This is a genomic window from Thalassospira lucentensis (genome assembly GCF_011806425.1).
Lineage (GTDB): Bacteria > Pseudomonadota > Alphaproteobacteria > Rhodospirillales > Thalassospiraceae > Thalassospira > Thalassospira lucentensis_B.
In genome coordinates, this window is record NZ_JAATOV010000003.1 from 335,350 (window position 1) to 357,830 (window position 22,481).

Annotated in this window: 21 protein-coding genes; 15 read left to right on the forward strand and 6 right to left on the reverse strand. The window is 52.0% G+C overall.

Going from position 1 to position 22,481, the window contains the following annotated elements; genetic code table 11:
* The first annotated feature begins 25 nt into the window (after positions 1-25).
* Both cutA and HCZ99_RS11565 read left to right on the forward strand, forming a co-directional pair.
* Entirely contained in the window at positions 26-382 is a 357-nt protein-coding gene (cutA, locus tag HCZ99_RS11560; RefSeq protein ID WP_167447122.1) for a divalent-cation tolerance protein CutA, read from the forward strand.
* 63 nt (positions 383-445) lie between these two features.
* Complete coding sequence (locus tag HCZ99_RS11565; RefSeq protein ID WP_167447123.1) at positions 446-1,009, forward strand: septation protein A; 564 nt, start codon at positions 446-448, stop codon at positions 1,007-1,009.
* 104 nt (positions 1,010-1,113) lie between these two features.
* On the opposite strand, the gene HCZ99_RS11570 is transcribed toward HCZ99_RS11565, so the two are convergent.
* Positions 1,114-2,313 carry a bifunctional 2-C-methyl-D-erythritol 4-phosphate cytidylyltransferase/2-C-methyl-D-erythritol 2,4-cyclodiphosphate synthase gene (locus tag HCZ99_RS11570; RefSeq protein ID WP_167447124.1) on the reverse strand — a complete coding sequence of 400 codons (1,200 nt, stop codon included), beginning with the start codon at positions 2,311-2,313 and terminating at the stop codon, positions 1,114-1,116.
* Positions 2,314-2,436: 123 nt separating this feature from the next.
* Between HCZ99_RS11570 and HCZ99_RS11575 the strand changes: the two genes are divergently transcribed.
* From HCZ99_RS11575 to HCZ99_RS11630, 12 genes are all read left to right on the forward strand, one after another.
* Complete coding sequence (locus HCZ99_RS11575) at positions 2,437-3,246, forward strand: cytochrome C assembly family protein (RefSeq protein ID WP_167447125.1); 810 nt, start codon at positions 2,437-2,439, stop codon at positions 3,244-3,246.
* Positions 3,247-3,475: 229 nt separating this feature from the next.
* Positions 3,476-4,486: a tRNA dihydrouridine synthase DusB gene (gene dusB / locus HCZ99_RS11580; RefSeq protein WP_167447126.1), complete on the forward strand. Its 1,011-nt coding sequence runs from the start codon at positions 3,476-3,478 to the stop codon at positions 4,484-4,486.
* A 49-nt stretch (positions 4,487-4,535) separates the two neighbouring features.
* On the forward strand, positions 4,536-5,681 hold the full coding sequence (locus HCZ99_RS11585) for a two-component system sensor histidine kinase NtrB (protein ID WP_167447127.1): 1,146 nt from the start codon (positions 4,536-4,538) through the stop codon (positions 5,679-5,681).
* Positions 5,678-7,126 (forward strand): nitrogen regulation protein NR(I), encoded by a 1,449-nt coding sequence (gene ntrC, locus HCZ99_RS11590; protein WP_167447128.1) that lies wholly within the window; start codon positions 5,678-5,680, stop codon positions 7,124-7,126. Before HCZ99_RS11585 ends, ntrC begins: the two co-directional genes overlap by 4 nt.
* Positions 7,123-9,387 (forward strand): sensor histidine kinase NtrY-like, encoded by a 2,265-nt coding sequence (locus tag HCZ99_RS11595; protein WP_167447129.1) that lies wholly within the window; start codon positions 7,123-7,125, stop codon positions 9,385-9,387. Before ntrC ends, HCZ99_RS11595 begins: the two co-directional genes overlap by 4 nt.
* Before the next feature lie 59 nt (positions 9,388-9,446).
* Positions 9,447-10,820, forward strand: a complete 1,374-nt coding sequence (ntrX, locus tag HCZ99_RS11600) for a nitrogen assimilation response regulator NtrX (RefSeq protein ID WP_167447130.1) — start codon at positions 9,447-9,449, stop codon at positions 10,818-10,820.
* 58 nt (positions 10,821-10,878) lie between these two features.
* Complete coding sequence (gene trkA, locus HCZ99_RS11605) at positions 10,879-12,258, forward strand: Trk system potassium transporter TrkA (RefSeq protein WP_167447131.1); 1,380 nt, start codon at positions 10,879-10,881, stop codon at positions 12,256-12,258.
* Positions 12,259-12,320: 62 nt separating this feature from the next.
* Positions 12,321-13,007 (forward strand): HAD family hydrolase, encoded by a 687-nt coding sequence (locus HCZ99_RS11610; RefSeq protein ID WP_167447132.1) that lies wholly within the window; start codon positions 12,321-12,323, stop codon positions 13,005-13,007.
* A 121-nt stretch (positions 13,008-13,128) separates the two neighbouring features.
* On the forward strand, positions 13,129-13,386 hold the full coding sequence (hfq, locus tag HCZ99_RS11615) for an RNA chaperone Hfq (protein ID WP_008891082.1): 258 nt from the start codon (positions 13,129-13,131) through the stop codon (positions 13,384-13,386).
* A complete protein-coding gene (gene hflX, locus HCZ99_RS11620) occupies positions 13,346-14,725 on the forward strand; it encodes a GTPase HflX (protein WP_167447133.1) in 1,380 nt (459 codons plus the stop codon). Before hfq ends, hflX begins: the two co-directional genes overlap by 41 nt.
* A 30-nt stretch (positions 14,726-14,755) precedes the next feature.
* Positions 14,756-15,580, forward strand: a complete 825-nt coding sequence (locus tag HCZ99_RS11625) for an inositol monophosphatase family protein (protein WP_167447134.1) — start codon at positions 14,756-14,758, stop codon at positions 15,578-15,580.
* 94 nt (positions 15,581-15,674) lie between these two features.
* Entirely contained in the window at positions 15,675-16,544 is an 870-nt protein-coding gene (locus HCZ99_RS11630) for an AraC family transcriptional regulator (RefSeq protein WP_167447135.1), read from the forward strand.
* A gap of 30 nt (positions 16,545-16,574) precedes the next feature.
* Here HCZ99_RS11630 and mazG read toward each other — a convergent pair whose 3' ends face one another.
* The 5 genes from mazG to ectA form a co-directional block, all read right to left on the reverse strand.
* On the reverse strand, positions 16,575-17,399 hold the full coding sequence (gene mazG, locus HCZ99_RS11635; RefSeq protein ID WP_167447136.1) for a nucleoside triphosphate pyrophosphohydrolase: 825 nt from the start codon (positions 17,397-17,399) through the stop codon (positions 16,575-16,577).
* Positions 17,400-17,555: 156 nt separating this feature from the next.
* The gene (locus tag HCZ99_RS11640) at positions 17,556-19,058 is read right to left on the reverse strand and encodes an aspartate kinase (protein WP_167447137.1); all 1,503 of its coding nucleotides are present in this window, start codon (positions 19,056-19,058) and stop codon (positions 17,556-17,558) included.
* Between the two features lie 84 nt (positions 19,059-19,142).
* Complete coding sequence (locus HCZ99_RS11645; protein ID WP_167447138.1) at positions 19,143-19,544, reverse strand: ectoine synthase; 402 nt, start codon at positions 19,542-19,544, stop codon at positions 19,143-19,145.
* A 79-nt stretch (positions 19,545-19,623) separates the two neighbouring features.
* Positions 19,624-20,907, reverse strand: a complete 1,284-nt coding sequence (gene ectB, locus HCZ99_RS11650) for a diaminobutyrate--2-oxoglutarate transaminase (protein ID WP_167447139.1) — start codon at positions 20,905-20,907, stop codon at positions 19,624-19,626.
* Between the two features lie 129 nt (positions 20,908-21,036).
* A complete protein-coding gene (ectA, locus tag HCZ99_RS11655) occupies positions 21,037-21,585 on the reverse strand; it encodes a diaminobutyrate acetyltransferase (protein ID WP_167447140.1) in 549 nt (182 codons plus the stop codon).
* Positions 21,586-21,908: 323 nt separating this feature from the next.
* Between ectA and HCZ99_RS11660 the strand changes: the two genes are divergently transcribed.
* A complete protein-coding gene (locus HCZ99_RS11660; protein ID WP_167447141.1) occupies positions 21,909-22,385 on the forward strand; it encodes a MarR family winged helix-turn-helix transcriptional regulator in 477 nt (158 codons plus the stop codon).
* Positions 22,386-22,481 lie beyond the last annotated feature (96 nt).

The window sequence follows — 22,481 nt, forward strand, 5'->3', positions numbered from 1 at the left end:
GATAATCAATTTTGGAGCAATCGGAATGACACCAGATCAATTTCAAGCCAGTGAAATGTCATTTTTGTATGTGACTGTCCCGGATATGGCGACGGCCCGCTTACTTGCTGGTGGTGCGATTGGTGAAAAGCTTGCGGCATGCGCCAATGTGTTGCCGCAGATGACAGCCATTTACGAATGGGATGGCGAGATTGAAGAAGAAAGCGAGCTTATCGTGATCTTAAAAACCGCCAAATCAATTGCCCCGGCGCTGGCAAAGTGGATCGAAGACAATCACCCCTATGAGGTGCCCTGTATTCTTGAGGTGCCATTGGGGCGCGGGAATTCGGGCTATGTCGAATGGCTGCAAAAGCAGATGGGATCACGATCACGGCCGATGTGATTGCATCGCAGCGATTTGCCCCCTAGGATGGCACAAATTTAATCCATTAGGTGACGTATTTTAATGAACCATCTGACCAAAATGGCCCTTGAAATGGGGCCATTGATTTTATTCTTTGCCGCGAATGCGACAACCAATTTGATGACGGCGACCGCTGTTTTTGTTGCTGCTACGGTGATCGCACTTAGCGTGTCTTATGCGATCGCGCGTACCATCCCGATCATGCCGCTGATTGGTGGGGCGTTTGTCATCGTTTTTGGTGGGCTGACACTTTACCTTGATGATGATTTGTTTATCAAAATCAAACCAACCATTGTGAACCTTCTGTTTGCCGCAATCCTGTTTGGCGGTTTGATGGCCGGCAAGCTTTTCTTAAAGCTGGTTTTGGAAAGCGCGTTTAAGGCAACCGACGAAGGTTGGCGCATTCTGACATGGCGTTGGGCGATCTTTTTCGTGGTTCTGGCCGTGATTAACGAAGTGGTCTGGCGCAACTTTTCGACCGACACGTGGGTCGCATTCAAGGTCTGGGGCATCATGCCGCTGACCATGTTGTTTGGAATGGCACAGGTGCCCGTCTTGATGAAGCATCAGCTTGAAGAAGAAGAGGGCGGTTCCGCACCGTCGTGACCGGCAACACATAAACGTACCAAGAAATAGAAAAGGGCAGGATTTTCATCCTGCCCTTGTTTTTGCCTAATGCCTGGAATAACGGGTTGTCTGTCGCAAGTAAGTTATTTGACCGGCACAGCAACGCTGACGGCTGCCTGTGCGGCGATGCCTTCTTCACGGCCGGTAAAGCCAAGTTTTTCGGTGGTGGTGGCTTTGACGTTGACCCGGTCCGCATCAATCGAAAGAATTTCCGCAACCTTTTGACGCATGGCGGGTGTATGCGGGCCGATTTTGGGGCGCTCGCAAATTAGTGTCAGATCGACATTTACAATCCGACCGCCGCGTTGACGCACAAGATCCGCCGCATGCTTTAGGAAAATGTCAGAGGCCGCACCTTTCCATTGTATATCGCTCGGTGGGAAATGCTGGCCAATGTCACCAGCACCAATGGCGCCAAGGATTGCATCGGTCAGGGTATGCAAACCAACATCGGCATCAGAATGCCCATCAAGGCGGGCGGTGTGCGGAACTTTGATCCCGCAAAGGATGCAATGATCGCCGGGTGCAAACCGGTGCACGTCAAAGCCGGTTCCTGCGCGATATTCTTCCTGCGACATTGAAGTATCTTTCGTTTCTGTGGTTTCAATCCAATCCTGCGCACGGCCAAAATCATCGCGCTGGGTGATCTTATCATTGCTGGCAGCACCTTCGACACAGACCACATCGACGCCGAGCTGTTCAAGAAGCGACGCATCGTCTGTCAGTTCCTGACCTTCGAACTGGGTGTGCGCATCAAATATGGTTTTAAAGACGAACCCCTGTGGGGTTTGTGCGCGATGCAGGCTCTCACGTGGGATGCTGCGTAAGATGATATTGTTGCCGTCGGCCTGTTTGATGGTGTCGGCGACGGGCAGGGTGGGAATTACGCCTGCATGGTTTTTCAGGGCGTCAATCACACGGGTAATCACGGTATCTGAGATCCCCGGCCGCGCGGCATCATGTATCAAAACGATATCTGGCGACTTTGCATTGAGTGCGCGCAAACCATTTAACACCGATTGCTGGCGCGTCGTGCCGCCGGCAACAGGTTGGGGGATATCAGAACCGCAAGACGCCCCACTGATTGTTTGATCATACCAATCCTGATGGTCGGGATTATAAACGATCTGAATGAGGTCTGCTGATGTATGACCGGCAAAGCAATCAATGCAATGGCCCAGCAGGCTTTTGCCGCCAAGCTTGTGATATTGTTTTGGTAATGGGTCGCCAAATCTGCTACCGCTGCCTGCAGCAACGATGACAACCCCGATTTTTTGGGTCATAAATGTGATGCCGTCGCTTGTCTGAATTGCGCCGCAGGCTATCTTTATGCGGAGAATTTGCCAAGTCGGCATTTTGACAATCTGGATCTTTCGATCAAGATAAACGGATCAACGGACCATCTCATGCTGACTGCATACATTCATATTCTTGCCCTGTTACCGCTGACTGCGCAGATTTTCCGTGCGGAGCCCCGGCGTGACATATGGCTGTATGGATCGATTTTCCTGGCTGCGATCGGAACAATGGTTTTGCTGGGGGTCACGGGCGAGGAAGTGCAATCGCGCGGATTTTCCGCGGCCCTTCATTGGTCTGAGTTAACCGTCATCATGATTTTCGGTGGTTTGGTGATTTGCAAGGGGCCGCAGCAGGTTTGGCGGTTGGCGGGCTATATCGGCGGTTACTTACTGCTGTTCGCAATCCTTGCTGTTGTGTTTGGTGTGCTGTTTTCCCATGACGCACCGGGGGATGTTAGCACACCGGCGTTGTATTCCGGCTGGCTTTGGGCGCATATCGGTAGTTCGCTTGTGACTTATGCGCTGGTCACGTTGGCCGCAATTGCCGCGATGGCCTATGTTGTGCAGGAACATGCCCTGAAACATCGAAAGCCGACACGTTGGAGCAAACGATTGCCGCCGCTTCGTGACAGTGAATACATGTTGGTCGGGTTTTTGAAATGGTCGGCATGGGTTCTTGTGGTCGGGATCATTTCCGGCTTTGCAGTGCGCTATGTCGAAGGTGAAAGCCTGTGGTCGATTGACCATAAGATGTTGTTGACCCTGCTTGGCTTTGCCACGATTTGCACTCTGATCTTTATTCATGAAAGATCGACTTTACGTGGCCGTATGGCGGTGCGCTTTGTCCTTGGTGCGTGGTTGCTGCTGACACTGGCTTTTCCCGGCGTTCGGTTCGTATCTGGTTATATTGTTGGCTAAGGCCTGTGCACTTGTTGGTCAGTGTGCTTCGCGACGTAATAGGGCTCACTGTTCTTAGGCCGTGCCCCATGTTTCCCGCGATCTCGCAGAAATGCGCAAAATTTTGCGCTGGATTTCGGCAGGTTGACCGTTGAAAGTCCACGATATTTCATTTCATGCGCTTAGAGTTGTTGCAACTGGTGGCCAGTTTTATTAACCTGCCCAAGTTTTAGGCAATCGGAATTCCTTCATGTCATTGCAGATTGGTTCTGTAAACGTGCCAGAGAATGTCATTCTGGCACCGATGTCAGGTGTGACTGACCTTCCATTTCGACAGCAAGTCCGCCAATTTGGCGGGCATCTTGTTGTGTCTGAAATGATTGCGTCTGACGCGATGATCCGCATCCAGCGCCATGAAAAAGAAGTACGCAAGATGCATGGCGATTGTGCAGCCGAGAGCCCACTTTCCGTTCAGCTTGCCGGGACAGAGCCAGAAGAAATGGCGCAAGCGGCCAAGATGAACGAAGCCCGCGGCGCCATGATCATTGATATCAATATGGGCTGCCCGGCCAAAAAAGTGACCAAGGGATATGCGGGCTCGGCCTTGATGCGTGATGAATGTCTGGCTGCGGATATCATCAAAGCCACTGTCGAAGCGGTATCTGTGCCCGTGACGCTGAAAATGCGGTTGGGCTGGGATGATGATAGTCGCAATGCACCGGTTCTTGCCAAAATTGCCGAAGATCTTGGGATCAAAATGCTGACCATCCATGGTCGCACCCGCTGCCAGTTTTACAAAGGCGAAGCGGACTGGGATGCGATTGCGCTGGTCAAGGACGCTGTTTCCATTCCGGTGATTGGCAATGGCGATGTGAATAGCGAAGAAGATGCAGAAGAACTGTTAAAACGCTCCGGGGCGGATGGCGTGATGATCGGACGCGGTGCACAGGGGCGCCCATGGTTCCTGGGTCAGGTTTCCCATTATCTGAAAACCGGTGAAAAATTGGCGGCACCGTCGCTTGATATCCAGCTTGAAACCATCCTGCGTCACTATGATGCGATGATTGATCATCACGGACGACAAGGGGTGCGGATCGCACGGAAACATCTGGCGTGGTATTGCAATGGCTTGCGCAATGCCACGGAATTTCGTCGCACTGTCAATGTGTTAGATGATCCAGATCAGGTAAAAGATCAAATTCGTACCTTTTACGAGCCATTGGTCGAAAACGAAATCAAAAGCGATCAGCAAGCAGCGTGATCGCATTATAACAATAAAATGACGATGAACATCGTCGGGGAAGAATTGAATGAGACTGGGATTTGGAAAAAGCACCGGGGCGGACCCGGTTGGCGTGCTGAACGCCATTGCGAGTGCAGTCGTGGTTGCCAATCGAGATGGCAATATCCGCTTTGTCAATCAAGCGACAGAACAGCTGTTTAACACCAGTGCAAGCGTTCTGTGCCGTACCAATTTAACCGACTATATCCCGGGCGACAGTCCTGTATTTTCCCTGATTAAGCAGGCGATTGATGGCGCGACATTGGTTGCCGATCATAACCTGATGATCGAAAGCCCAAAGATCGGCAAGCATACGGTCAATCTGACTGTTGGCTCTATGCCTGATGACAGCGATTGCGCCGTTCTGACCTTTGAATCGCGTTCCATCGCACAGAAAATCGACAATCAGTTGCTCAGCCGTAATTCGGCCCGTTCTGTCAGTGCCATGGCGGCCATTCTTGCCCATGAAATCAAAAACCCGCTTTCGGGTATTCGCGGTGCGGCCCAGTTGCTTGAGCAAACCAGCAATGACGATGACCGGGTTCTGACACGTCTGATTTGTGATGAAGCAGACCGGATTGTCGATCTTGTTGATCGGATGGAGATTTTCTCAGACAAGCCGCTGGAACGCGGGGCTGTGAATATTCATACGGTGCTTGAGCATGTAAGACGTTTGGCCGAAAATGGTTTTGGCAAAAATGTCGTGTTTGAAGAGATTTACGATCCATCCTTGCCACCTGTGTTTGGCAATCGCGACCAGCTTATTCAGGTATTCTTGAACCTGCTAAAGAATGCGGGCGAGGCGGTTGATCCAAAGGATGGCAAGATCGTTATTTCAACCCGTTATCAGCATGGTGTTCGCCTTGCCGTTGCGGGCGGGGATGCGCGGGTGCATTTGCCGCTCGTGGTGTCGGTAAGTGATAATGGTCCGGGTATTTCCGCTGATATGCGCGAAAGCCTGTTTGATCCGTTTGTTACAACCAAACCAACTGGCACGGGGCTTGGCCTTGCGCTGGTGGCAAAGATTATCAATGACCATGGTGGCGTGATCGAGGTGAAGGACGTGCCGGGGGGCGGCGCAGAATTCCAAATCATGTTGCCGATATATAACCGCGCGCTGGCCGAAGGTGCCGACGAGGGGGAAACAATGAACAATAGGGGTGAAACGGTATGAGCACGCGCCCGGCAAGAATTCTTGTCGCCGATGATGATCGCGCGATCCGTACTGTGCTGACACAGGCACTGTCGCGACAAGGACATGAAGTTCGCAGCACCGGTCATGGCCGGACACTTTGGGATTGGATTGCCGATGGTGACGGCGATCTGGTGATCACCGATGTGATGATGCCCGATGAAAACGGGCTGGACATGGTGCCGCGTATTCGAAAACTGCGCCCGGATTTGCGCGTGATTGTGATGAGTGCGCAAAACACCCTGATGACAGCCGTGAAAGCAGCCCAGCGCGGCGCGTTTGAATATCTACCAAAACCGTTCGATTTGAATGAGTTGATGGGGATTGTTGACCGGGCACTTGAGGCGCCGCAACAAGATTCCAAACGCGCATCTGAGGACGAAGAAGGCGATGATCGCCTGCCATTGATTGGCCGTTCGTCGGCGATGCAGGAAATTTACCGTGCGCTTGCGCGGTTGATGAATACCGATCTGACCGTGATGGTGACCGGTGAAAGCGGTACCGGCAAAGAGCTTGTTGCGCGTGCGCTGCATGAATATGGCGGTCGTCGTCATGGTCCGTTTGTCGCAATCAATATGGCGGCCATTCCGCGTGAATTGATCGAAAGCGAGCTGTTCGGGCACGAAAAGGGCGCGTTTACGGGGGCGAATGAACGCAAAGTCGGCCGGTTTGAGCAGGCCGAAGGCGGTACGCTGTTTTTGGATGAAATCGGCGATATGCCGCTTGAAGCCCAGACCCGGCTTTTGCGCGTGTTGCAAGAAGGAGAATATACCCGTGTTGGCGGTCGCACCCCGATCCGGGTGAATGTGCGTATCGTTGCCGCAACCCACCGGGATTTGCGCAAACTGATCCGCGAAGGCACGTTCCGTGAAGATTTGTTCTATCGCTTAAACGTGGTGCCGATCCGCTTGCCATCCTTGCGCGAACGGTTGGAAGACATTCCAGAACTGGTCAATCACTTCTTGTTGCAAGCCAGCGAAGAGGGGCTTCCGCGCAAAACACTTTCGTCTGATGCGATGGCGCGTCTTAAGGCACATCGTTGGCCGGGCAACATTCGCGAACTGGAAAATATGGTGCGCCGTTTGACCGCACTTTATTCCCATGACGTGATTGGTGTTGATGTCATCGAGACCGAGTTTTCCGAAAACAGTGTCAGCGATGCCGCGCCAAATGCCGAACCGCAGTCACTTTCGGAATCAATTGAACGGCATGTGCGTGAATATTTTGATGCCCACGATGACGATCTGCCGTCGGCCGGGCTTTATGATCGCATTTTGCGTGAAATGGAACGCCCGCTTTTGAGCGTCACACTTGAAGCAACCCGTGGAAATCAGGTGAAAGCCGCCGAAGTTCTGGGTTTGAACCGTAATACGTTGCGAAAGAAAATTCGCGATCTTGGACTTGAAGTCGTCAGAGGCGCGAAATGAATAATACAGACCGTTCGATCGCCAACCGTTTTGTGCGGTCGGGTTTTGTACGGTTTCTGGGGCGCTTGGGCCAGTCGCGCAGATTTGCGTTTGGGCTGGTCTCAGCAGCGCTTATTTCGGTAACGGCAACCTATCTGGCCATGACCGGGACGGCACCTTTCCAGCCGGATCCGCGTTTGATCTTGTTGCTGTTGAATGCCGACTTGGTTCTGGTGTTGCTCTTGGCGACGCTGGTTGCCCGGAAACTGGTGCAAATTTGGGTCGAACGTCGGCGCGGTGTTGCCGGTGCAAAGCTTCATACCCGCATGGTTTTGATGTTTTCGCTGGTGGCTGTGACGCCGGCAATCGTCGTTGCCGTGTTTTCCGCATTGTTCCTGCATTTTGGTATTCAGGGCTGGTTTAGTGACCGGATCCGAACCGCCGTCGAAGAAAGCATGGTCATTGCCGATGCTTATCTGAAAGAGCATCAGGAACTTATTCGTGCAGACGTCTTGGCGACAACCAATGATTTGCAACGGTTTGGTGTAACTTTTTCAACCGATGCCGACAGAATTTCAGACATCCTGACCGATCAGGCGCTTGCGCGTGGCTTGCCAGAAGTCGCGATGATTGATGGTTCGGGTCAGGTAATTGCGCAGTCTGATTATAGCTTTTCCAACGATGCGGAACTGAAAAACATTCCGCCAGAAGTCTATGACGATGCACGTGTTAAGGACGTGGTCCTTATGATCGGATCGTCGGATAACCGCATCCGTGCGCTGGCCAAAATCCCAAGTTTTGTCGATGCCTATTTGCTGGTGGGGCGGTTTGTTGATCCGAATGTGATTGACCGCATTGATAAGGCGCGACGCGCTGTTGATGCCTATGAAAGCCTGGAAGGCGAACGATCGGGCATCGTCATTACGTTTGTGATGATCTTTGTGCTGATCTCGGTCGTGCTGTTGCTGGCGGCTGTGACACTTGGCCTGATGGTGGCAACCCGATTGGTACAGCCCGTGTCGCAACTGATCATCGCAGCCGAGCGTGTGCGCGATGGCGATTTGATGTATCGCGTGCCGCTTGACGGGCAAGGGGATGAGCTTGAAGCACTGTCGCGTGCCTTTAACCGCATGACAGCGCAGCTTGATACCCAGCGCAATGAATTGGTTGCGGCCAACCGTTTGAATGATGAACGACGCCGGTTTACCGAGGCGATCCTTGGTGGGGTTACGGCGGGCGTGATTGGCCTGGATCCGGTAACCAACATCGAACTGCCAAACCGCAGTGCATCCGATTTGCTCGGCATTGATCTTGAAGATTACCAAGGCCAGAAGCTGAGCGAGGTGATCCCGGAATTTGCACCGCTCTTTGGCGATCTGAGCCGTGATGGGGATCGGAGCAAGCCGCGTCAAATCGAAATCCGACGCAATGGTGTCAATTTGACTCTTCTGGCGCGCGTGACGGCGGAATGGGCCGATGATGGCACGGTATTTGGCTATGTCGTGACCTTCGATGACGTGACCGAGCTTCAAACCGCACAGCGCATGGCGGCCTGGGCTGATGTTGCACGGCGTATTGCCCACGAGATCAAAAACCCGCTGACCCCAATTCAGCTTTCGGCAGAACGGCTTAAGCGACGTTATTTGAAGCAAATTGGCGAAGATAAGGAAGTTTTCCAGACCTGTACCGACACGATTATTCGTCAGGTATCCGACATTGGCCGTATGGTTGATGAGTTTTCAAGCTTTGCGCGGATGCCGTCGCCCAAAATGCGGTACGAGAAAATTACCGAGTTGGTTAAAAACGCCATTTTCCTGCAAAAACAGGCGCATACCAAGATCACTTATGATTTTGATTCCGTTGTGTTTAAGGATTTGCAGATTTCCTGCGACGCACGCCAAGTCAACCAGTGCCTGACAAATACCCTTAAAAACGCGGCCGAGGCGATTGATGGGCGTGACGGGGATCCAAAGGACCTGCCACCGGGTAAGATCGAAGTATCGATCACGCAATCAAACGAGACAAAACGCGTATTTGTCGCGGTTTCTGATAACGGTCGCGGGCTTCCGGTTGAACATCGTGAACGCTTAACCGAACCCTATGTTACCACCCGTGCCAAGGGAACTGGTCTTGGGCTGGCAATCGTCAAGAAAATCATGGAAGATCATGGTGGAGAACTGATATTGTCTGACGGTGTTGAAGCCGGTGCAACGGTAACGCTTTCTTTCCCGTTGGTGGTTGATATTCCAACCGACGATCCGGCGGATGATACGCCTTCTTAAGGCAGTTGATCTGACTGTCTTAGACTACAACGAAAACAGAAAATTGATTTGGTCACGATATGGCGCACGACATTCTGATTGTCGATGATGAAGAAGATATCCGGGCGCTTATTTCCGGTATTTTGGAAGACGAGGGCTATACCACACGCCAAGCCTCTTCAAGTCAGGAAGCGCTGCAGCAGGTTTCTGCGCGGCGTCCCAGCCTTGTGGTGCTTGATATCTGGATGGATCAAAGTGACCATGACGGTATCGAGACGCTTAAACTGATTAAGCGCGAGCATAGCGAAGTGCCTGTGGTGATGATTTCGGGGCACGGCAATATTGAAACCGCGCTCGAAGCATCACGCAGTGGTGCCTATGACTTCATTGAAAAGCCGTTTAATACGGATCGTCTTTTGCTGGTGGTGGAGCGTGCAATTGATGATGCGCGCCTGCGTCGTGAAAACCGCGAACTGACCCTTAAGGCCGGCGGTGACACCGAACTGATCGGTAAATCATCGGTTATTAACAACCTGCGTCAGGCCGCCGAACGCGTTGCCCGTACTGGCAGCCGTGTTTTAATCAGCGGACCGGCAGGGGCCGGTAAGGAAGTTATCGCGCGTCTTATCCATAAAAAATCAGCACGCGCAGAAGCCCCGTTTGTGGTTTTAAATTGCGCTAACATTTCGCCTGAAACCATGGAAGAGTCGCTGTTTGGGGCAGAAGCATCAGCGGACCGTGAAGCACGCACAGGGGTTCTTGAACTGGCCCATGGCGGCACGCTTTTGCTTGATGAAGTGGCAGATATGCCCTTGGAAACGCAGGGAAAGATTGTCCGCGTTTTGCAGGACCAGACGTTTGAACGTGTGGGAGGTGCGGTGCCGGTCAGTGTTGATGTGCGCGTGATTGCGACAACCGCACGCGACCTTGAAACGCGCATTGCCGAACAAACTTTCCGTCAGGATTTGTATTATCGCTTAAACGTCGTACCGCTTGAAGTGCCGTCCTTGACGCAACGTCGCGAAGATATCCCGGAATTGGCCGAGCGATTTTTGATCCGCTATGCCGACGCCACCGGTCTTCCGCAGCGTAAATTATCGCCAGAGGCGATGGCGACCCTTCATGCTTATGATTGGCCGGGCAATGTGCGTCAGCTTCGGAACGTCATTGAACGGCTGATGATCATGGCGCCAGATGACAATACGACCGACATCATTACCGGTAAAATGCTGCCCTCTGAGCTGTTTTCGGATATGCCGACGTCGCTAAGCTTTGACAAGACCAGTGAAATCATGGCATTGCCGCTGCGCGAAGCACGCGAGATGTTCGAAAAAGAATATCTGCAGACACAGATCGACCGTTTTGCTGGAAACATTTCCAAAACGGCGGCGTTTGTCGGCATGGAACGTTCCGCATTGCATCGTAAGCTTAAAAGTCTAGGTGTCGGTGGTTGATTGCCATGCGGACCGTCAGTCGCATCATTGCCGACTGTTGTGAACGGGAGAATACACGATGAAGGTCATCATTTGCGGGGCCGGGCAGGTGGGTTTCCACATTGCCAAATATCTGTCTGCAGAAAACAATGATGTAACCGTGATCGACCAGTCCGAAGAACTGGTGCGGAAAATTTCCGATACGCTTGAAGTCAAAGGCATCATCGGGTTCGGCTCACACCCCGACATTTTGCAGCAAGCTGGCGCCGAAGAAGCCGACATGCTGATTGCGGTGACCTTTGCCGACGAAGTCAACATGACAGCCTGTCAGGTTGCGCATTCGCTGTTTAACGTGCCAACCAAAATTGCCCGTATCCGAAGCCAGACCTATTTGCAGCCGGAATGGGCCAGCCTGTTTGGTCGTGAAAAACTGCCGATTGATGTGGTGATTTCGCCGGAAATGGAAGTTGCCCGTGCGGTTGCCCGCCGTCTTCAGGCGCCTGGCGCGTTTGATATGATCCCGTTTGCCGACGACAAGGTTAAAATCCTTGGCCTTCGCTGTAACGAAGATTGCCCGGTGATTAATACGCCGTTGCGCCAGCTTCATCAGTTGTTCCCGGATTTGAACATTTCGATCCTTGGCATGATCCGCAACGACAAACCCGTCTACCCAAAGGGCGATGATCAAATGGTTGCCGGCGATTTGGTGTATTTGGCTGTATCAAGTGATCAGGTCGATCGGGCGATGTCGGCCTTCGGCCACGAAGACCCTGAAGCACGCCGTATCGTGATCTTTGGCGGCGGTAACATCGCATTGTTCCTGGCCGAAGAAATCAACAAGAACTTCCCGGGTGTGACGACCCGTCTGGTTGAGTCTGATCCAGAGCGCGCGCGCTATGTCGCCCAGAAGCTTCCGAAGAAAAGTGTTGTTTTGCTGGGTGACGTGCTAGATCCCGAATTGCTTGAAGAGGCCAACGTTGGCAATGCCGAGGCCGTCGTTGCTCTTACCAACGATGACGAAACCAACATTTTGTCGTCCCTTCTGGCCAAGCGGTATGGCTGCCCACGCGCGCTTACGCTGATTAATAAAAGCACCTATAACTCGCTTGTTTCGGAGCTGGGCGTTGATGTTGTCATCAGCCCGCGCATGACGACGGTTTCGACGATCCTGCATCATGTGCGCCGCGGGCGTATTCGTGCGGTTCACAGCCTGTCAGAAGGATTTGGCGAGGTTCTTGAGGCCGAGGCACTTGAGACCGCACCGATTGTTGGCAAGGCAATCAAGGATATTGCGATGCCTGCCAGTGTGGTGTTTGGTGCGATCTTGCGCGACGGCGAAGTTGTGATGCCGCGTGCGAACACCGTGATCGAGGCCAATGACCGTATTGTCGTGTTTGCCGGCTCTGAGCAGATCAAAAAGGTCGAGAAGATGTTTGCCGTTCGTTTGGAATATTTCTGATCGGGCAGGGCGCATAATAATCCTCATACGAATTAAATTCACCGAATACCCCGGATCGTTTTATGTCTGATAAATTGCCCCACCGACCAAATGCCGTCATTTTTGACTGGGACAACACCCTTGTTGACAGTTGGGGGACCATTCAAGCAGCGTTGAACATGACGTTCGAGGATTTTGGGAAACCCAAATGGTCGCTTGATGAAACCAAGCAGCGTGTCGCCAGATCGCTTCGCGATAGTTTCCCTGTCTTGTTTGGCGAAGATCGTTGGGAAGAGGCCAAAGACAGTTTCTATGGCCATTTTCGCAGTATTCATCTTGAAACGCTGACACCGCTTACTGGCGCGCATGATCTTTTATGTGCACTGCGTGATAACGAAATTTATACCGGTGTTGTCAGCAACAAGAATGGCGACGTTTTACGCGAAGAAGCCAATCATCTTGGTTGGACACCATTTTTCGGTCAGATCATCGGGGCAACCGATGCCCAAAACGACAAACCCGCCGCTGATCCTGTGCATATGGCGATGGGCGACTCTGCTGCGTCGCAATATGAGAATCTGTGGTTTGTTGGCGATAGCGTTGTCGATATTCAGTGCGCGCGCAACGTTGGGGCAACCGCAATCCTGATCGGGGACGAAATTACCGGGCACGATGATGCGCAGAATTCTGCGAATCTGACCCCAGATTGGCATTTCGCTGATTGCGAAGAGCTTGTAAGGGTTGTAAAAACCTTTGCGAAAGTCTTATAGTTCAGGTTGGTCATGTTAATGGGACTGGAATCACAACGTATTCATACGTTTTTGTTTCCGCATTTTCCGTGATCACCCGAAACGAAAAAAAACGCTCATAAAAGAAGGCTAGGTCTAACCAATGGCGGAAAAATCACAAAATGTTCAGGACGTTTTCCTGAATTATTGCCGTAAAAACAAAACGCCGGTTACCGTGTTTCTGGTCAACGGAGTCAAATTGCAGGGTATCATCACCTGGTTTGACAATTTCTCTGTTTTGCTGCGGCGCGATGCTCACACCCAACTCGTTTACAAACATGCGATCTCGACGGTAATGCCGACGACACCGATCAAACTGTTTGACCCGAGCCAGCCAGCGACGGAAGAAGAAAATAGCTGAAGAATCTCTGACATCGGGGGGAGGCACTGAGCCGGAAGCCCCCCGGGTCCTGGTATTCCACCCGGAACTAAAACGCCCGGACCCTGCGCGGTCTTGGCGTGATGCGTCGTCACGTCTGGCTGAATCTGTCAGCCTGACCGGCGCACTGGATTTTGATGTGGTGGGTGCGGAAATCGTGCCCGTCGCAAAACTGCGTCCTTCCACATTGTTCGGGAAGGGCGTTACCGAACGTCTTGGCCAGCAAATTCAGGCCGACGATGTCGACATTGTCATGATCAATGGCCAACTTACCCCGATCCAGCAGCGTAATCTGGAAAAGGAGTGGAAGTGCAAGGTTATTGATCGTACAGGCCTGATCCTTGAAATTTTTGCCGATCGTGCGCGCACCCGCGAGGGGCGCTTGCAGGTGCAATTGGCATTGTTGAGCTACCAGCGATCACGCCTTGTGCGGACGTGGACGCACCTTGAACGTCAACGTGGTGGCCGCGGCTTCCTTGCTGGTCCTGGTGAACGGCAGATCGAGATTGACCGTCGTTTGATCGGTGACAAACTGGCCAAACTACGTCGCGAGCTTGAGGAAGTTAAACGTACGCGTGAACTTCACCGCGAAGCGCGTCGTCGTGTGCCTTATCCGATTGTTGCCTTGGTTGGGTATACCAACTCTGGCAAATCGACGTTGTTCAATCAGTTAACCACGTCCGAGGTGTTTGCCGAGGATATGCTGTTTGCCACCCTTGATCCGACCATGCGTGGTTTGATCCTGCCCGGTGGACGCAAGGTTATTCTCTCAGACACCGTTGGGTTCGTGTCGGATTTGCCGCATGATTTGGTCGCAGCGTTCCGTGCGACACTTGAAGAAGTGCTTGAAGCGGATCTGATTGTTCATGTGCGCGATATCGCGTCACCAGAAACCGAAGAACAGCGCCTTGATGTGCTTGAAGTTCTAAAAGAACTTGGACTGCAAAAGGCCATCGACGGTGAAGAACTGGTTGAGGCTCTCAATAAAATTGATCAGCTGACCGGTGAAGACCTTCAGGCGGTGTCTGAGGCGTCATCGCGCCACGATAACACGATTGCAATTTCGGCCATCAAGGGCACGAATTGTGACGCGTTGCTGTCGCTGATTGAAGACCGGCTGACCGAAGATATGCCGGTGTTTGAGCTTTGCGTGCCGTATTCAGATGGCAAGTCGCTTGCGCGTTTGTATGAGCAAGGTGAAGTTCTTAAGCGTAGCGAGGGCGATGATGGCATCGCAATTCAGGTGCGGATTGACACAACCCGTGTTGGTCGTTTTGAAGACTGGTGTGCGAAATCGGGTTTTGACATACAAGTTGTGTAAGTGCCTTTAAAGGCCAAAGGGAGAGATCGCGTGGTGGTGAAAGTCGATATTGAAAAGGTAACCGGTATTATCCGGGACGTATCGGCAGAAGAAATCGCCCCGCGTTTTGGCCAATTGGCCGACGAAGACATCGAAGCCAAGACCCATGCCCTTGATTTGGTCACCATTGCAGATACAGAGGCCGAGCGGGTTCTCACCAAGCGGCTAACCGATCTTTTGCCCGGTAGCCTTGCGCTGGGCGAAGAAGCCGCGCACGCCGATCCGGATTTACAGGAACGCATCTTTGCCGGCGATGATCCGTTTTGGATCATCGATCCGGTCGATGGCACAAAGAATTTTGCCCATAACCGTCAGCCATTTCGATGCATGGTAGGTCTGTATGCGGGCGGCGAGACCATTGCCGCCTGGATCATTGATCCGATTGATGGGACGGCGACTGTGGCCGAAAAAGGGTCTGGTACCCGATACCAAGACAAGTCGGTTTCGGTCCGGTCACAGATTACCAAACCAAGTGATGCCAAAGGGTTTCTGATTTCCTATGCGCGGGATCGACTGGTTAAACAGTACGGGCATATGGATTTCTTTGACACTGTTGCGCATTATTCGTGCTGCGGGGCGGAGTACGAAGAACTGGCGCGTGGTGATTTCGATTTTTGCGCCTATCGCACGTTAAAGCCGTGGGACCATGCACCCGGGACGTTATTGGTGCGCGAAGCGGGCGGTTATGCGCGCTATATCACGAAAGATTGGGATAACGAATATAACGCCAACGCCACGGCAGCAGGACTGCTGTGTGCGAGCTCGGAAGAGCTTTGGTTGGAAATGAACGAAATCTTGTTGCCGCTATTTTCTTAGAGCAATCCGTGTGCTTTGACTCAGGATCGCAAGATTTGTCAAAGTGACGCGTGTTAGCGTTTTCACATTGCACAACAGATTGCATGAGAGAACGATGAATAAATTACATGCTCAGCGCTCCTACCAAGAACGGCTTGCACGTGTGCAGGCTTATATTCATGACCATCTGGCCGACGACCTTGATTTAAACCGTTTGGCCGATATCGCCTGCATGTCACCAACTCATTGGCATCGCATTTATCACGGTGTTTTTGGCGAGACCATCGCGGCGACAGTAAAGCGTGTTCGCCTTCATACCGCGGCTGGAATGTTGGCAAATAGCGCAATTTCCATCGAAGATATCGGCAAACGTTGTGGGTATCCGAACCTGCAATCCTTTACGCGTATCTTTTCGGATTGTTATGGCATGCCACCAGCGAGATACCGCAAGGAAGGTAGTCATGCGAAGTTCCAGAGCGCCCTTGAAGAGCAAGGTTCTGTCATCAGCGGCCCTTGGGACGTCGAAATCCGCACTGTCCCGGAAATGTCGCTTTTGACGATTGACCACCATGGGTCATTCATGCAGATCGGCGAGGCGTTTGACCGGTTGTTCGGATGGCTGGCCGTGCGGGACCTGATCACACCAGACGTCAGGTTGATCGGGGTCTATCACACTGACCCGGACAGTTATCGCGAAGAAGATCTATTTTCCAAAGCTGGGGCACTGCTTTCAAACGAAACGGCGATCAAGCTGGAAGAACCGATAGAGCGCACGACGGTCGCGGCAGGGCGATATGCCTGCCTGCATTATAAGGGCCCATATGCCGATATGAAGGCAGCTTATTTGTGGCTGTTTGGCAAATGGTTGCCGCAGTCTGGTGAGGAAGCACGCGAAGGCCCGGTGTTTGAAGAATATCTCAATAATCCGCGCGAAGTGGCCCCAACTGAACTGCTAACCGAAATCTATATGCCGCTGGAAGATTAGGCCGAAAACCCGAACGGGGCAGGTGTGTTGTCACACCTGTCCGCGCTCTGTCTTTTTCGCCAGATTCCAAAGGTTATCCATTTCTGCCAAATCTGACTCCGCTGCTGTTCGGCCGTCGCGCGCCAGCTCGTCTTCGATGAAATGAAAGCGTTTGGTGAATTTGTGGTTGGCACCACGCAGCGCGACTTCGGGGTCGACACCGATCTTGCGTGCCAGATTGGCCATGACAAACAGCATATCGCCAAGTTCGTCTTGTAATCGGGCTGGATCGGGGGTGTCGGTCATTTCGGCTTTAAGCTCGTCAATTTCTTCGTGAAGTTTATCAAACACTTCATCTGTGCTGGGCCAGTCAAAACCAACGCGGGCGGCACGTTTGGTGAGTTTTTCCGCGCGCATCAATGCGGGCAGGGCGCTGGCGACATCGTCAAGCGCACTGTGGCGCTCATGGCCCTTGGTTTCGGCCTTTTGCGCGCGTTCGGCGGCCTTGATCTTTTCCCATGTCTGGTTAACGCCGTCGGTGGTTGTCGCACTTCCATCGCCAAACACGTGGGGGTGGCGGCTGATCATTTTGGCATTGATGCTGTTGGCAACATCTTCAAACGCGAAATGACCTTCTTCTTTCGCCATCTGTGAATGGAAAACCACCTGAAGCAGCAAATCACCCAGTTCGTCGCGAAGCTCGTTCATGTCGCCGTCAGCGATGGCATCCGCAACCTCGTAAGCTTCTTCGATTGTGTAGGGGGCGATTGTCGAAAAATCTTGTTCCAAATCCCACGGGCAGCCGCCATCCGGATCGCGGAGTTTTGCCATGATATCAAGAAGATCATTAATTGCTTTGCTGTCACGGGTGCTCATGGGGTGTTTCCTGAAAATCTGGCGGGATGACGAACATCTAAGTCCTATCGCGGCGCACCATTTATGACAATGGCAAGAATGGGAATTGCGCAAAACAAAACCCGCAAGCTTTGACAGCATTGCGGGTTTTGATGTGATGTTCGGATGCCTTGTGCGTTATGCCGCTTTAAGCTTTTCCTGTTTGGTTACGCTTGCATCATTTTTTTTTGATGGTGCGCTTTCTTCCGTTTTACCTTCAACAAGGCCGCGGTGCAGGGCAACAACCGCCTTATTGAAATCGCCTTCTGCAACAACGAACTGCAGATCGACGCGACGGCTTGGATAATGCGAAGCGACAAGTTCCACGCCGGCTTTATCAAGAACTGTTACAGCACGTGCAAACAGACCCGGCTCGTCGATATTGGCACCAATGACCGACACGATCGCGACCTTGCGGGTCTGAACGGTGGCTTCTGGGTGCTTTTCTTCGATTTCGTCAACGCAACGACGGATCTGTTTAAGCGGGGCGCTTACATAATGCGTGATCGTATTGGCATTAAGGTTCTTGGTAACGGTAGGAACCTTGTAACGTTTCAGGACGCTAAGGATTGATTCCTCGCCGCCTGGCATGCCCACCATGTCCTGATTGAAGACTTCAATCTCGAACGCGGTCGGAACACCGGTGACAATTTCAACGCGGCTGGTTTCCGGCTCCCAATGATCGTCAATAACCGTACCGGGATGTTCCGGTTCAAAGGTATTGGCGATACGAAGTGGAATATCATTCTGGCGCAAGCCTTTGGCCGCGCGCGGATGAATGGCTTCCATGCCCATGTTCGACAGCTGATCGGCAACGTCATAGCTGGTGCGGCCAATCGGACGAACGGAATCTTCGCCAACAATGCGCGGATCCGCACTTGAAAGGTGGAATTCTTTGTGAATGATCGCTTCGCGCGCCTGTGTCAGGCAGGCAATCCGCGAGAAGGTCACTTCACTATAACCACGGCCATAAATGCTCATCAGACCTTCGCTGCACTGGGCATAGCCCGTGGCGATGGCAAGTTGGGAGCTAAGATCAATGTCATTAAAGACCTTCTGGATGCGGCCATCAAGGCTAGAGGCCTCTGGCTCGCGCCAGCCGGAAAGATCGGCGAAGACAGCATTCACACCCTTGGCACGCAGCAGCAACATCGTGTTGTGCGCACTGTGGGATTCACCTATGGCCGAAAGCATTTCGCGAACGGTCAAAAGGTGCTTTTCAAGTTTGAAATGCCCAAAGCTGCACAGGCGATGGAGGTCCATCAAGCAGCTGCGCGTTCCTTCGATGCGTTCCTGAACAAAGGCATTAGCCAGTTTCAGTTCTGGTGCTTCACCAAAGATTTCTTCGTTGAGGGCACACATCTTATCGGCGACCTTGGACAGAGCATCACCCCACGCCCAATCGGTTTCCGATCCGGCATAAAGCTGATAGACGCCTGCTTCACCGGTTTTCTTATTTTCCAGCAAAAGGTCGGTAAAACCGCCATATGCTGAAACGACAAAGACCCGATTATACAGTTCTTCTTCGCTGCGATTGCCGACCAGAATGTTGTCCATGACCGCATCTACTTGGGTCATCGACGTACCACCGATCTTGTGAACGCTATGCCCAGCGTCCGTTTTTTTCTGGGCTGAAAGCATGTTGCCTCCTTTGGGGGCGTTTCCTTGAAAAGTATTGTGCTCTAAGAACTTGGGGCAGTCGTTAGGACCGCCCCAAGCCAAAGCTTAACTGGCGAGTGCGTCGCCACCGAGCGGATAAACACCGTTCTCGTCATGAACTTCGCGGCCATTCAATGGCGGGTTAAATGCGCAGGCAACGACCATGTCTTCGGTGCCGCCGCGCAGATAGTGGCGGTCATGCTTATTGAGGATGTAAACCGTACCCGGTTCAATTTTGTATTTTTTACCATCTTCGATGGTTTCGACTTCGCCGTTGCCAGAAATGCAATAGACGGTCTCGAAATGGTTGGCGTAACAAATCTCGGTTTCAGTACCGGCATAGATGGTTGTGATATGGAACGAGAAGCCCATACCATCATCAGCCAGTGAAAGGCGCGTGCTTTCCCAATTGTCAGAAACAACACGGCGACCAGATTCTTCACATTCTTTCAGTGTACGAACAATCATTTTTAACTCTTTGAAATAATTAGAAGGTGGGGCAGGGCGATGCACAATGGCATCGCCCAAATTCAATGTTTTGGCGCGCTTATTCAGCAGCGACTTTCGACGTTACAACGTCTTTGCCCATGGCTTTGGCTGTTGCCAGCTCAAGGATATCAAGGCCATGTGCGAGATCCTGTTTGGAGATAATCAAAGGCACGAGGCATTTGACAACTTCATCTTCCGGACCACTGGTTTCGATGATCAGGTTATGCTTGAAGCATTCCTTGGTGACTTTCGATGCCATTTCACCGCTTTCAAAACAGATACCCTGCATCAGGCCGCGGCCCTTGCGATAGATTTTGCCATCGCCATAACGCTCGGCAATTTCACCAAGGCGCTTGGCAAGGAAATCTGACTTTTCACGAACTTCGCTTGCGAATTTGTCATCCGACCAGAAATGGTCAATCGCAGCAGCGGCAGTCACAAACGCGTGGTTGTTACCGCGGAAGGTGCCGTTATGTTCGCCCGGATGCCAGACATCAAATTCCGGCTTCATCAGAACAACTGCAAGCGGAAGGCCATAGGCCGACAGCGACTTGGACAGAGTAATCATGTCCGGCTTGATGCCAGCAGGCTCAAAGCTAAAGAACGTGCCGGTACGACCACAACCAGCCTGAATGTCATCAACAATCAGAAGGATGTCGTGCTTGCGGCAGGTTTCTTCGAGTTTTTTCAACCAACCGAAGTCAGCAGCGTTCAAGCCACCTTCACCCTGAACGGCCTCGACGATAACAGCAGCAGGAAGTGTGGTGCCGCTTGAGTTGTCAGACAGAACGCGATCAAGATATTCAACGGTGTCAACGCCGTCGCCCATGTAACCATCAAATGGGACCGCAACCGCACCATCAAGCGATACGCCAGCAGCGCCGCGATGATGTTCGTTACCGGTCACTGCAAGGGAGCCCAAGGTGCAACCATGGAACCCATTGGTGAACGAAATGATGGTTTCGCGGCCTTTAACGCGACGTGCAAGTTTCAAGGCCGCTTCAACGGCATTGGTGCCGGTCGGACCGGTAAACTGCACTTTGTATTCCATGTCGCGCGGCTTGAAGATTTTGGTTTCAAGTGCTTCAAGGAAATCGGACTTTGCTTTGGTGTGCATGTCCAGGCCATGGGTAATGCCGTTCGACTTGATGTAGTCAATCAGCTTTTCCTGCAGAACAGGATGGTTATGGCCATAGTTCAGGCTGCCAGCACCGGCAAGGAAATCAAGATAGCGGTTGCCGTTTTCGTCGGTCAGCCAAGCGCCCTCTGATGTTTCAAAGGTGACGGGGAAGGAGCGTGCGTAGCTCTGAACTTCCGATTCAAGGCGATCAAATACAGTCATAGTTCCCTCTTTCAGATTGGGAAAATAAAATCCGCTTAACATACAAACGTCCCGAAACCCGGGATGTTCCCCCAAAATGGAACTGTCCAGATTGGGGGATTAAAGCGGTAAAAAATGAGTTTGGAAGGATTAGGCGGCGACGCGTTCGACGTCTTCACGTTCGAACGGACCGATCTGCCAAAGAATTTCACTGGCAGCCGCACCGTCAAAATGGGTTTCACGTTCGAACTGAACTTTGCGCTTGATATCCGCGTCAAGTTCGCGTGCCACAGAACGGAACACACCCTGTGAAGGGGCATTGGTTGACGTGATCGTCGTGTTGAGCTGGCTCACGTCATGGCAAACCGAACGATCCAAGATATCAAGGATCAAGCGTTTCGCCAGACGAAGGCCGCGGGCCTTGGGCGAAACAGCAACCTGCCAGATGAACAGCTGCTCACGCTTATTTGGGACGATATAACCAGATACAAAGCCAACGGCTTCGCCGTCGAGTTCTGCGATCGCGCATGTGTCGCCAAAATGCGAACACTGCAGCAAGTTGCAGTACATAGAGTTTTCATCCAATGGCTTGCAGTCGGCGATCAGTGCATTGACCGTCGCGCCGTCAGTGGCCTTCGGTTTCCGGATAACTAAGTTGGCTTTGCGGCCGGTGTTGCCGTTGTTGTTGGCAATTTTCATCGGTCTGCCCGTTCTGTTATTTCGATAAGCGATCATTTATGTCGCGCAAGATGTATAGAACGTCGATGCATTTTGATCAACCCTTTCTCGGTGAAAATAATGTGAAATAACATAAGTTATTGTTTTTGCTGGATATATAAATTGATCGAAGTTCGATGTTGATGGATCGATATTGCTGACATATTTCGATCATAAAATAACGAACATCGATGAAATAAAATATCGAAAATCGATGGAAGATGGCCTAAAACCGTTGCGGTTTGGGCGCTCGGGGGGTAAAACAGCTTTTGTAACAAGACAACAATTGATGCCCGGAAATTCAAATGGACAAATTGCATGAGGCGCTGATTTCTATCCGCCGCATTCTTCGCGCGAGCGATATTCACGCAAAAAAACTTGGTAAAGTGACTGGATTAAAAACGTCGCAGCTTCTGGTGTTGCAGTCGCTAGAAGAGTTTGGCGAGATGACGGTTGGCCAGATTGCGGCCAAGGTTAATCTGGCGCAGGCATCAACAACCGCACTGGTCGATAAGCTTCAGAAGATGGAGCTTGTGTTGCGCGCACGCGGCGACACCGACAAGCGCAAAGTCTATGTCCGTTTGACCGAGGAGGGGCGCTCAATCCTTGATCGCGCGCCGATCGCACTGCATGACAGGTTTTCTGATAAATTCAACAGCCTTGAAGAATGGGAGCAAACATTCTTGATTGCCGCACTTCAGCGCGTTTCAGGCATGATGGATGCCAGCGATATCGATGTCGCGCCGCTTCTTGATCATGATGTGATTGTCGAAAAGCATTAAGCGCGGCCGGAAAGTCGGACTGTTTCAAATTTGATGGCGGGCAGGGCAAGGTGATGAACAACACTATGCCGCCCGCCATTTTTAATTGGGCATTAG